Source organism: Aeromonas sp. FDAARGOS 1416 (assembly GCF_019048085.1).
GTDB lineage: Bacteria > Pseudomonadota > Gammaproteobacteria > Enterobacterales > Aeromonadaceae > Aeromonas > Aeromonas veronii.
Genome location: NZ_CP077301.1, coordinates 3,895,001 through 3,907,019, shown reverse-complemented (window position 1 = coordinate 3,907,019; position 12,019 = coordinate 3,895,001). Strand labels below are relative to the sequence as shown.

6 protein-coding genes, 1 tRNA gene and 3 rRNA genes (1 of these 10 only partly in view) are annotated in these 12,019 nt (G+C 57.8%); all 10 read right to left on the bottom strand.

The genetic code is table 11. The features are described 5' to 3' along the window. Positions 1–165 precede the first annotated feature (165 nt). A complete protein-coding gene (locus I6L46_RS17750; RefSeq protein WP_216976556.1) occupies positions 166–1,611 on the bottom strand; it encodes an amino acid permease in 1,446 nt (481 codons plus the stop codon). 166 nt (positions 1,612–1,777) lie between these two features. Then, positions 1,778–2,116: a tRNA-binding protein gene (locus I6L46_RS17745; protein WP_026080427.1), complete on the bottom strand. Its 339-nt coding sequence runs from the start codon at positions 2,114–2,116 to the stop codon at positions 1,778–1,780. Positions 2,117–2,192: 76 nt separating this feature from the next. Next, on the bottom strand, positions 2,193–3,638 hold the full coding sequence (locus I6L46_RS17740; protein WP_216947691.1) for an amino acid permease: 1,446 nt from the start codon (positions 3,636–3,638) through the stop codon (positions 2,193–2,195). Between the two features lie 103 nt (positions 3,639–3,741). After that, entirely contained in the window at positions 3,742–4,197 is a 456-nt protein-coding gene (locus I6L46_RS17735) for a beta-galactosidase subunit beta (protein ID WP_194759672.1), read from the bottom strand. Further along, a complete protein-coding gene (ebgA, locus tag I6L46_RS17730) occupies positions 4,194–7,268 on the bottom strand; it encodes a beta-galactosidase subunit alpha (RefSeq protein WP_216976554.1) in 3,075 nt (1,024 codons plus the stop codon). The genes I6L46_RS17735 and ebgA overlap by 4 nt, the downstream gene beginning before the upstream one ends. Positions 7,269–7,589: 321 nt before the next feature. Then, entirely contained in the window at positions 7,590–8,555 is a 966-nt protein-coding gene (gene ebgR, locus I6L46_RS17725) for a transcriptional regulator EbgR (protein WP_005342046.1), read from the bottom strand. Positions 8,556–8,720: 165 nt separating this feature from the next. After that, positions 8,721–8,835, bottom strand: a 5S ribosomal RNA gene (gene rrf / locus I6L46_RS17720). Positions 8,836–8,862: 27 nt separating this feature from the next. Continuing rightward, a tRNA-Thr gene (locus tag I6L46_RS17715) sits at positions 8,863–8,938 on the bottom strand. Positions 8,939–8,985: 47 nt separating this feature from the next. Next, positions 8,986–9,100 (bottom strand): 5S ribosomal RNA (gene rrf, locus I6L46_RS17710). Between the two features lie 78 nt (positions 9,101–9,178). Continuing rightward, positions 9,179–12,019: ribosomal RNA gene (locus I6L46_RS17705) — 23S ribosomal RNA — on the bottom strand (it continues 48 nt past the right edge of the window).

The window sequence follows — 12,019 nt, the reverse complement described above, 5'->3', positions numbered from 1 at the left end:
GGCGCAAAGTTGAGCGGCGAATAATTGTTCATCAATGCTTAACGCCGTCGCCATATCGAGCAGCAAAAGTTGACGATAAAACGGCCCTGACAGCTCCCAAACGGCTAAAAATGGATAAAAAAACGGGCGACCAAGGCCGCCCGTTCCGTGTTTTCACTCAGCCGATCAGCGCTGGCTGGCCAGCGTGCCGTTGCCGATCTTCTTGTCATTGCCGGCGAGCTTGCGGGCCTGCCGCTTCTCGAAGCGGGAGATCCACCAGTAGGCCAGCGCCGAGAAGACCGCGGTCATAAAGACGTTGATGAAGAAGGCGCGCACCAGATCCACCCCGGCCGGGAAGGCGGAGGCACTCATGCTCACCACGAAGATGGCGATCAGCACCGACACCACGCCCATCCCGAACTTGCGCGACCCCATACGGAAGTCGCGGGGGGTGTCGTCATGTTTCCAGCGGAATACGAAGTAGGCCACCATGATGAAGATCGGCGGCAGCATGGCGGTACCGGCGGTGAGGTTGATGGCAGTGTTCATCATCTGCTGCACCGACTCGGAGCCGAAGCCGTTGACCACCAGCATCGCGAACACGAAGACAAACTGCCACCAGGCGGCGCGCACCGGCACGCCGTGCTCGTTGAGCTGGGTGGTCTTCTCGCCGTAAACCCCCTGCGGGATCTCGGAGAAGTGGATCTTCACCGGCGCCGAGGTCCACATCATCATGGAGCCGAACATGGCGATGAACAGCACCACGCCGACGAAGCGGCCCACCAGCGCCTCGGAAAGCCCGAAATACTGCGCCATGCCGGTGAAGATCTCCACCATGCCGCCGGCATAGGTGAGGCTCTCGCGCGGTACGAACACGTTCACCAGCAGGGAACCGACCGCATACATGGCACCGATGACGATACCGGCGCTGATGATCACCTTGATGAAGGACTTCTGGCCGCCCTTCACATCATTGAGATAGGCCGCTGCGGTCTCGGCACCGCCCGCCGCCTGGAAGATCCAGCACATGATGCCGAGGGTCGCCCAGTTGACGGTAGGGGTCATCGCCTCCAGCGTGATGGGCTGGGCTAGCACATGATCGCCACTCAGGGCCATCAACGCGCCCAGCACATAGATGGCGAACAGGGCAAATACCCCGTAGGCCACGATCTCCGCAATCTTGCCGAGCCAGCTCGCACCCTTGGTGGAGATGTGGGTCGCCGCCGCAAACAGCACGATGGAGATGATCGAGGTAACCATGGGCGAGAAGCTGTACTCATAGCCCAGCATGGCGTAGGAGGCGTAGGCGATGACGTTGGGCAGCAGGGAGACGAACCAGAACAGGTTCACAAACCAGTAGAGAAACGACCCCAGATAGGCCATCCGGGTGCCGAGCGGTTTTTTAAGCCAGTCGTACATCCCCGACTCGGAGTTTTTATTGGCCGAGACGAACTCGGCGATGATGAAAACAAACGGGATGAAGTAGACGATGGTCGCCAGCAGGAAGATGGGGGCGGAGCTGAGCCCCAGCTCGATGTTGTTGTTGACGATGTTGCGCACGTTGAACACGGCGGCAAAGGTCATCGACAACAGGGCAAACTTGCCTATGGTGCCGCGTACGGATTCAGACATGGTGTCCTCCAGTGGACTCGCGCTCCCTGCGGGTAACGCTGTGACTCTGTGATGTGTTCGGCAAGGGTCTGTCGGCCCCGCGCTTTACTCTCTTGTTATGATCGGGCCGCGTGGACGGCCTCGTTGCTGAACCGGTGCAGTCTCCCGCACCGGCTCGCAATACCGTTCAGACGATCGGGGTGCCCGGCGCCATCGGCACCCGCGGTTGCAACAGCACGCTCTGGCTCTCGTCCGGGGTCTCGGCGCAGAGCAACATGCACTCGGATCGCTCGCCGCGCATCCTGGTCGGTTTGAGGTTGGTCAGCACCACCACCTCGCTGCCCATCAGCTCCTCTTCGCTGTAGTAAGGCACCAGACTGGTGACGGTCTGCAGCGGCCGCTCGCCACCCACGTCGATCTGGACGATGTAGAGTTTGTCGGCCCCGGGGTGACGCACCACCTCCAGCACCTTGCCCACCTTCATCTCGACCCGTTTGAATTCGGCAAACTCGATCGTCTCGCTCATGCTCTTTTCCTTTTCTGGTTCAACGGTTTGCGGGTGGCCAACGGCCACCCGGTTTGATTGGAATTCAATGCAGTGCCTATGGCGTCTGCATGGCAACCTGCGCTGTCGGCTGGGCCTCTTTGGCACGCGCTTCGGCACTGAGGGAGGCCTCGTATCTGTTGTATTTCCACCAGGCGAAGCCGAGGAAGATCACGATCCCGCCGACGTTGTAGAAGATGATGGTCATGATGTCGGCGCCGGTCGGAAAGGTGGAGGCGAGGAAGCCCACCGAGAAGATGGCGATCAACACCGAGACCACGGCGATGCCGGTGGTGCGCGAACCCATCCTGAAATCCCGCGGCAGGTGATCGAGCTTCAGACGCAGATTGAGGTAGGCCAGCATGATGAACAGCGGCGGCAGCATGGAAGCGGCGGCGGTCATGTTGATGACGGTGTTCATCAGATCCTGCGCTGTGTTGGAGCCCAGAGTCGGGATCACCATCAGCGGCAGCACGATGAGGTACTGGATCCAGGCTGCCCGGGCGGGCACGCCGTTCTCGTTGAGCTCGACCGTCTTCTTGCCAAAGATGCCGGCCGGGATTTCGGAGAAGAAGATCTTCACCGGGGTCGCCGTCCACATCAGCAGGGAGCCGAACATGGCGGTGAAGGAGACCAGACCGACGAAGCGGTTCATCAGGATCTCCGGCAGGCCGAAGTAGGCCGCCAGCCCTTCAAACACCTGCACCGAGCCGCCGGTATATTTCAGGGTACCGCTCGGCACGAACACGTTGATCAACAGCGAGGCGATGGAGTAGAGCACGCCGATAAAGATCCCGGCGACGATGATCACCTTGACGAAGGATTTGGAGCCGCCCTTCACGTCATTGACGTAGACCGCCACCGACTCGGCGCCACCGGCTGCCATAAAGATCCAGGTGGTGATGCCGAGGAAGGCCCAGCTGAAATCGGGGATCATGGCCTCTACCGTGATGGGGTCGGCCGGTTGCACGCCACCCACCAGTGCCGCACCTGCCAGCAGGATGTAGGAGAGGGTCAGCAGCAGCATCAGGGACGAGGTCACCGAAGTGATGGGGCCGAGCATCTTGGCACCGTTGGTGGAGACGTAGGTGGCAAAGGCAAACAGCACCATGCTCAATGCCGTGGTCGCCACCGGAGTGAGAATGTACTCGTAACCGAGGAAAGCATAGGAGGCGTAGGCGATGACCCGCGGCAGCAGCGAGGTGAAGAAGAAGAGGTTCACGAACCAGTAGGTGTAGGCGGAGATAAAGGCCCAGCGCCCGCCGAGGGAACTCTTCACCCAGGCATAAACCCCCGCTTCGGAGTTCTTATTCAGTGACACAAATTCCGCAATGATCAGGCAGAACGGAATGAAGTAGAAAATGGTGGCCAGAAAGAACATCGGGGCGGAGGCCAGACCGATCTCGATGTTGTTGTTGATGACGTTGTTGAAGCTGAATACCGCCGCGAAGGTGAGCGACAGCAGACCAAACTTGCCTATCGTATTGCGTTTGGAATCAGACATGGTGCATCTCCAGACCTGTAGTTATTGCCGCGAAAGGGCGGGGCATGGGTTGTAGGGTGAACCCCGCCCTTCCGGCTTTTATCAGTGCAGAACCGGCGGCTTGTTATTTGTTCTTGAAGTAGCCGCCTTCGACGGTGACCTTGATGATCACCTTGCGCACCGGGCTGTCGCCGACGAATCGGTAGGCCTCGTCGTTCTCGAAGATCACCACCTGACCATTGCCGACCTGCTGGCGCTCACGCACCTCGCCGGCCAGCCACTCGCGGTCGGTGGTGTCGTCATAGGCCTGCTCGACCGCCAGCTCCGATTTGGGGGCCCACTCCACCGTCTCTGCTCCTTCCAGGTAGTAGTGGACGTCGAAGTAGCGGCGCTGCCCCTCGAACAGTGAGGTGGCCGGGCTGGCCCCCTCCTGCAAGCGGTAGGTGAGGGAGTCACCGATGGAGTGGCAGATGCCGGGCTTGAGGTTCGGCAGGTTGTTGATGGCCTCCACGCAGCGGCCCCACTTCTTGCCCTCCCGGTAGATGTTTTTGAACAGGGTCAGGTTGTCCAGGGTGATCATGCGAGGTTCCTCCCGCCGTTGATGGTGAGGTCGAGCCCGGCCAGCGCAGCCGGATTGAGGTTGCCACGAGCGATAGGCAGCAGGGTCAGGCCGAAGCTGAACAGCTCGAAGCGCACCCGCCAGGAGTCCAGCACCTCGGAGCCCCAGGAGTTGGAACCCAGCCCCAGTACCTTGTGATCCAGATTGAGGGTGAGATAACCACTCGGCTCCAGCTCGTTGATGTGTTGCGCCGCGTGGATATGCTCCCAGCTGTAGGGCCAGACGCTCAGGTTGATGGGGGCATCGGGCCGCACGTAGAGACCGGCGCCGTGGCGGTTGGTCAGGGTCGCCCAACGCACCTGCTGGCGGTTGCCGTTGTCCTGCGGGAAGGGGTAGTGCTCCCACATCTCGCCGACTGTGCTCTGGAAGCTGTCGATCCAGTTGCTCTGGCGGCTGTCCTGATAGTTTTCGCCCGGCCCCATGCCGTAGTAGTGCACCCGGTCGAGATCCTGACGAATGCCCAGCTCGAAGCCGATCTTGGGAATGATGTCGTCATAGCCGCCGTAGGGCTGGCCGGAGAGTGCCACGTGCAGCTGACCGTTCGGGCTCAGGGTGTAGACGTAGCGGCAGCGCATGCCGAAGTCGAACACCGGCGGCGCGATCAGGCTCTCGACCGTCACCTCGACCGCGTCACCCAGCTGGCGCCAGCTTAAGGTGCGGAAGTGCTCCTGCATGATCTGCAGGTGGTTCGGGTGCCACAGGCTCTCGTACTCCTGCTTGTGGTTGTCGATCATCGGCTTGAAGAAGGTGAGGCGCGGCGAACGCTCGATGAGCTCGATACCATCCTGCTGCCAGCTCACCAGCTTGCCGTCGAGGTGCGAGAAGCGCAGGGCAAAGCCGCTACCGCTCAAGGTCAGCGCGAGGCGCTCATCAGCGATATCCAACGGAGTAGCGTTGGGATTGGCAAAGGGCTGCAGCTGGCGAGTCGACTCTTTCAGCTGGAACTGGTACTGGCCCAGCTCGTGCTCCGCCGCGCTGTAGCGGGTAGCTGTGGCCTTGATGACCCGCAGCTGGACGAAGGTTTCCCGCCCATCTAAAGAGGGCAGCTCGAGTTGCAGCTCTGTGGTGGCACCGGGGGCAACCCCTTCCAGCCGGATTTGCTGGCTGGCCAGCAGTTCGCCTTCGGCCTTCACCTCGACCAGCAGGCGGATGTCGTCGAGAGTGGAGAACCAGTAGCGGTTTTCCAGCTCAAGCCAGCCGCTCGCCAGATCCAGTGCCCGCACCTTGACCGGGCAGATCACCTGCTTGTATTCGCGCAGTCCCGGCCCCGGAGTCTGATCCGGATAGATGAGACCATCCATGCAGAAGTTGTAGTTGTTGGGGTAGTCGCCGTAGTCGCCGCCGTACTTGTAGACGGGGCGTCCCTGCTCGTCCTGATCCAGAATGCCGTGATCGCACCACTCCCAGATGTAGTGGCCCTGAATGTGAGGATGGCGGTCGAACACCTGCTGATATTCGCTGAGGCCACCCGGGCCGTTGCCCATGGCGTGGGCGTATTCGCAGAGGATACGAGGCTTGGCCATCGGGAACTCGCCGAAGCAGTTCATCTGGGAGACGCGCGAATACATGGTACTGACCACATCCACCACCTCGGCATCGCGATCCTCTTCGTAGTGCACCAGCCGGGTCGGGTCGATCGCCTTGCAACGCTGGTACATGGCTCTGATGTTGCAGCCGTAGCCGGACTCGTTGCCGAGCGACCAGATGATGATGGAGGGGTGGTTCTTCTGGGCGTGCACGTGGCGTTCGATGCGATCCACGAACACCGGCTCCCAGAAGGGGTCGTCGGTGATGCGGCTGAGATCGCCGACGTTGGCAAAGCCGTGGGTCTCCACGTCGGTCTCCGCCATCACGAACAGGCCGTACTGATCGCACAGCTCGTAGAAGCGCGGGTCGTTCGGGTAGTGGGCGGTGCGCACCGAGTTGAGGTTGTGCTGCTTCATCAGCACGATATCGCGCTCCACTCGGTCCATACCGACCGCGCGGCTCTTGAGGTGGTCGTTGTCATGGCGGTTCACCCCGTGCAGCTTGAGGTAGTGACCGTTGACGTAGAAGAGGCCATCCTTGACCTTGATTTCACGCACCCCGACCCGCTGCGGGATCACCTCCAGCAGCTCACCCTGACCGTTGTAGAGGGAGAGTTGCAGCTGATAGAGGTAAGGATCTTCGGCGCTCCACAGATGGGGGTTGGCCAGATCCAGCGTGAAGCGGCAGTCACACTTGCCATCGATGGCGAGATGGTCGAGCGAGCCTCTGGCGATCTCGCTGTCCTGATCCAGCAGCGACCAGACCAGACGGTGATCACGGGCTGCCGCCCCCAGATTTTCCAGCTGGATATCGCAGCTCAGAGTGGCACTTTGATTGTCATCCGCCAGCGCGGTGCGGATGAAGAAGTCCTGCACATGGGCGGCCGGTTTGCCCACCAGATAGACGTCGCGGAAGATCCCCGCCATCCACCACATGTCCTGATCTTCGATATAGGTGGAGTCAGCCCACTGCATCACCCGCACTGACAGCAGGTTCTCGCCAATGTTGGCGTAGGCACTGATATCGAACTCGGCGGTGAGACGGCTGCCCTTGCTGAAGCCGACGTAGTGGCCGTTCACATAGACCTCGAAGTAGGTCTCCACCCCGTCAAACTTGATGATCACCTGCTCGCCGTCCCAGGCAGGGCTCAGCGTGAAGCTGCGCTGATAGGCGCCGGTGGGGTTGTTGGTAGGCACAAAGGGCACATCGATGGGGAAGGGAAAACCTTCGTCGGTGTACTGCAGCTGACCATGTCCTTCCATCTGCCACATGTTGGGCACGGTGATCTGGCCCCACTCGCTCATGGGGCTGTGATAGAAGGCCTCCGGCACCTGCAGGGGGTGGTCGAAGTAGTGAAACTGCCACTGGCCGCCAAGGCTCAGAAAACGGCGGCTCAGCTCGCGCTGCATGGTGGCCGCCAGCCCGTGGTCGGCATAAGAGAAGAAGTAGGCGCGCGGAGCCAGCCTGTTTTCACCAACGAATTGGACGTTTTCCCAGTTATTCACATGTCCTCCCGGAACAAGGCAACTTTGACTGGGTAAACCCTAGATAAATATTTACTAAATATCAGCTTTGGGTTGGTAAAGTTTTAACCTGATCACAATGAACAGATGGTTTTGTGAGCGAGATCAGAAGCGGGAGATAAAGGAGGGCAAGATATGGATGAGTGGCATGGATGTTGATAGTAGTTGGCTTAACTGCAATAAAATCAACGATAAAACAATATGATATGACGTAATGGGATGATGTAGAAAAGAGGTTTGCTTGGGAGAGGTGTCGCACCACCGCAAGATGGTGCGACTAAAAAGCCCGTGATTTTACTAAAATCAGCGAGTGGTGCCACGCAGGGTCAACTTGCTCGGTACCAACACTCGGAGTGGAATATCCCGCTCGTCTCGCAGCCGCTCAACCAGCAAATTGACCCCCTGGGAGCCCATCAACTCGGAGTGGATCCGCACCGTGGAGAGCGGCGGGAAGGTGAACTTGGCGGTCGGAATATCGTTGACGCTGATAAGCTCGATCTGCTGGGGAATCGCCAGTCCCTTCTCGTGAATGGCACGCAGCACGCCAATGGCGATGGAGTCGGAGGCGACGAACAGCGCCTTGGGCCAATCGCCGGCCAACATCTCCTTCGCCAACTGGTAGCCGGAAGCGCTGGAGAAGTCCCCACGATAGAGATCGCTCTCCTGCACCACCCCCAACCGCTGGCCATAATCGCGGAAGGCCAGTTCACGCAGATCCGGATTCTCATCCTGACCACCGATATAACCGATGCGCTGGTGCCCCTGCGCGATGAAGTAATCGACGACCTGCTGGCTGATCAGGGCGAGATCCACATCGACCGAGTCGAACTCTCCCTGTGAACGGCAGTCGACAAACACCAGCTGGCTGGAACAAGCCCTTAGCTGGACGAGACGCTCGGCTGTGAGGGTACCGACCACCAGAATGCCATCCACGGCGCTCAGTTCGCGCCCTTCACCGCAGTTGTAGAGATGGGTCAGTTCGATATTGAGGCGGGCACTCTGGGTCTCGATGCCATAACGGATAGCGAGATAGTAAGGGTCGTTGACCTCGGTACTCTGGGGATAGGCATAGACCACCAGAAAGTGCAGCTTGCTCTTGTGTACCCCCTTGCGGGCGCTGCTGGTCTTGTACTCCAGCCGCTCGGCAATCTCGAAGATCCGCTGCTTGGTCTCTTCCTTGACGCTCAGGCTGGGATCCTCGTTCAGTACCCGGGATACCGTCGCGAGAGAAACCCCCGCTTCCTGTGCAATTTCCTTCAACGTAGCCATCAATACCTCGCTGGCAGCATCACGTGTTAATCGGTAACGGCTAAAGAGTAACGGGCAATCCCTTGATAGCCCAGCACTTTTACTAAAATGCCGGCGGCATGACAGATTTTTGGAACGCAGAAATGCAAAAAGGCCTCCCAAATGGGAGGCCTCTTCTAAATAGGTGCCTGACAGTGTCCTACTCTCGCATGGCGAATGCCACACTACCATCGGCGCTACCGCGTTTCACTTCTGAGTTCGGCATGGGATCAGGTGGTTCCACGGCGCTATTGCCGTCAGGCAAAAGCTTTTAAAACTAACTTAAAGATGGTGCTGATACCCAGAATCGAACTGGGGACCTCATCCTTACCAAGGATGCGCTCTACCGACTGAGCCATATCAGCACACTAACCGGTAAAGACCACGCTATCCGCGTAATCTAAAATTGGGTGCCTGGCAGTGTCCTACTCTCGCATGGCGAATGCCACACTACCATCGGCGCTACCGCGTTTCACTTCTGAGTTCGGCATGGGATCAGGTGGTTCCACGGCGCTATGGCCGCCAGGCAAATTCTTCAATCTGAGAAAGCTGATGTAAGTAGTTTCGTATTCGTTACAAGGCTCGAAACACTTCTTGGGTGTTGTATGGTTAAGCCTCACGGGTAATTAGTATGGGTTAGCTCAACACATCACTGCGCTTACACACCCCACCTATCAACGTTGTGGTCTCCAACGGCCCTTTAGGACCCTCAAGGGGTCAGGGATGACTCATCTCAGGGCTCGCTTCCCGCTTAGATGCTTTCAGCGGTTATCGATTCCGAACTTAGCTACCGGGCAGTGCCACTGGCGTGACAACCCGAACACCAGAGGTTCGTTCACTCCGGTCCTCTCGTACTAGGAGCAACTCCCTTCAATCATCCAACGCCCACGGCAGATAGGGACCGAACTGTCTCACGACGTTCTGAACCCAGCTCGCGTACCACTTTAAATGGCGAACAGCCATACCCTTGGGACCGACTTCAGCCCCAGGATGTGATGAGCCGACATCGAGGTGCCAAACACCGCCGTCGATATGAACTCTTGGGCGGTATCAGCCTGTTATCCCCGGAGTACCTTTTATCCGTTGAGCGATGGCCCTTCCATTCAGAACCACCGGATCACTATGACCTACTTTCGTACCTGCTCGACCTGTCCGTCTCGCAGTTAAGCTGGCTTATGCCATTGCACTAACCTCCTGATGTCCGACCAGGATTAGCCAACCTTCGTGCTCCTCCGTTACTCTTTGGGAGGAGACCGCCCCAGTCAAACTACCCACCAGGCACTGTCCGCGAGCCCGATTCAGGGCCCTGCGTTAGAACATCAAACATACAAGGGTGGTATTTCAAGGACGGCTCCAGCGCAACTGGCGTCACGCCTTCAAAGCCTCCCACCTATCCTACACATGTAGGTTCAATGTTCAGTGCCAAGCTGTAGTAAAGGTTCACGGGGTCTTTCCGTCTAGCCGCGGGTACACCGCATCTTCACGGCGAATTCGATTTCACTGAGTCTCGGGTGGAGACAGCATGGCCATGGTTACACCATTCGTGCAGGTCGGAACTTACCCGACAAGGAATTTCGCTACCTTAGGACCGTTATAGTTACGGCCGCCGTTTACCGGGGCTTCGATCAAGAGCTTCGCTTGCGCTAACCCCATCAATTAACCTTCCGGCACCGGGCAGGTGTCACACCCTATACGTCCACTTTCGTGTTTGCAGAGTGCTGTGTTTTTGATAAACAGTCCCAGCCATCTGGTCACTGCGACTCCCGACAGCTCCATCCGCAAGGGACTTCACCATCAAGAGCGAACCTTCTCCCGAAGTTACGGTTCTATTTTGCCTAGTTCCTTCACCCGAGTTCTCTCAAGCGCCTTGGTATTCTCTACCCGACCACCTGTGTCGGTTTGGGGTACGATGACTTGTAATCTGAAGCTTAGAGGCTTTTCCTGGAAGCAGGGCATCAATGGCTTCCACACCGTAGTGTGTTCGTCTCGTGTCTCAGTGTTGTGTCTCCGGATTTGCCTAGAAACACCACCTACGCACTTTCACCAGGACAACCGTCGCCTGGCCCACCTAGCCTTCTCCGTCCCCCCATCGCAATTACAAGTCGTGCAGGAATATTAACCTGCTTCCCATCGATTACGCCTTTCGGCCTCACCTTAGGGGTCGACTCACCCTGCCCCGATTAACGTTGGACAGGAACCCTTGGTCTTCCGGCGAGGAGGCTTTTCACCCCCTTTATCGTTACTTACGTCAGCATTCGCACTTCTGATATCTCCAGCATACCTCTCGATACACCTTCGCAGACTTACAGAACGCTCCCCTACCACTTGCACTAAGTGCAAATCCGCGGCTTCGGTGCCTGGTTTGAGCCCCGTTACATCTTCCGCGCAGGCCGACTCGACTAGTGAGCTATTACGCTTTCTTTAAATGATGGCTGCTTCTAAGCCAACATCCTAGCTGTCTGAGCCTTCCCACATCGTTTCCCACTTAACCAGAACTTTGGGACCTTAGCCGGCGGTCTGGGTTGTTTCCCTCTTCACGACGGACGTTAGCACCCGCCGTGTGTCTCCCGGATATTACTTACTGGTATTCGGAGTTTGCATGGGGTTGGTAAGTCGGGATGACCCCCTAGCCCAAACAGTGCTCTACCCCCAGTAGTATTCGTCCGAGGCGCTACCTAAATAGCTTTCGGGGAGAACCAGCTATCTCCGAGTTTGATTGGCCTTTCACCCCCAGCCACAGGTCATCCCCTAACTTTGCAACGTTAGTGGGTTCGGTCCTCCAGTTGATGTTACTCAACCTTCAACCTGCCCATGGCTAGATCACCCGGTTTCGGGTCTACACCTTGCAACTAGACGCCCAGTTAAGACTCGGTTTCCCTACGGCTCCCCTATACGGTTAACCTCGCTACAAAATGTAAGTCGCTGACCCATTATACAAAAGGTACGCAGTCACCCCGAAGGGCTCCCACTGCTTGTACGTACACGGTTTCAGGTTCTATTTCACTCCCCTCACAGGGGTTCTTTTCGCCTTTCCCTCACGGTACTGGTTCACTATCGGTCAGTCAGGAGTATTTAGCCTTGGAGGATGGTCCCCCCATATTCAGACAGGATGTCACGTGTCCCGCCCTACTCGATTTCACATCAAGGTTGTTTTCGTGTACGGGGCTATCACCCTGTATCGCCGGCCTTTCCAGGACCGTTCCACTAACTTCCAAGATGCTTAAGGGCTAATCCCCGTTCGCTCGCCGCTACTGAGGGAATCTCGGTTGATTTCTTTTCCTCGGGGTACTTAGATGTTTCAGTTCTCCCGGTTCGCCTCTGTTACCTATGTATTCAGTAACAGATACCCGAGTTATCTCGGGTGGGTTTCCCCATTCGGAAATCTGTGAGTAATAGCGTCTCTTACCGACTTCTCACAGCTTATCGCAGGTTAGTACGTCCTTCAT

Bases quoted from the DNA above. Each gene is read 5' to 3' on its own strand.
- ebgR (WP_005342046.1), bottom strand. From the start codon at position 8,555: ATGGCTACGTTGAAGGAAATTGCACAGGAAGCGGGGGTTTCTCTCGCG.
- I6L46_RS17740 (WP_216947691.1), bottom strand. From the start codon at position 3,638: ATGTCTGATTCCAAACGCAATACGATAGGCAAGTTTGGTCTGCTGTCG.
- I6L46_RS17735 (WP_194759672.1), bottom strand. From the start codon at position 4,197: ATGATCACCCTGGACAACCTGACCCTGTTCAAAAACATCTACCGGGAG.
- I6L46_RS17750 (WP_216976556.1), bottom strand. From the start codon at position 1,611: ATGTCTGAATCCGTACGCGGCACCATAGGCAAGTTTGCCCTGTTGTCG.
- I6L46_RS17745 (WP_026080427.1), bottom strand. From the start codon at position 2,116: ATGAGCGAGACGATCGAGTTTGCCGAATTCAAACGGGTCGAGATGAAG.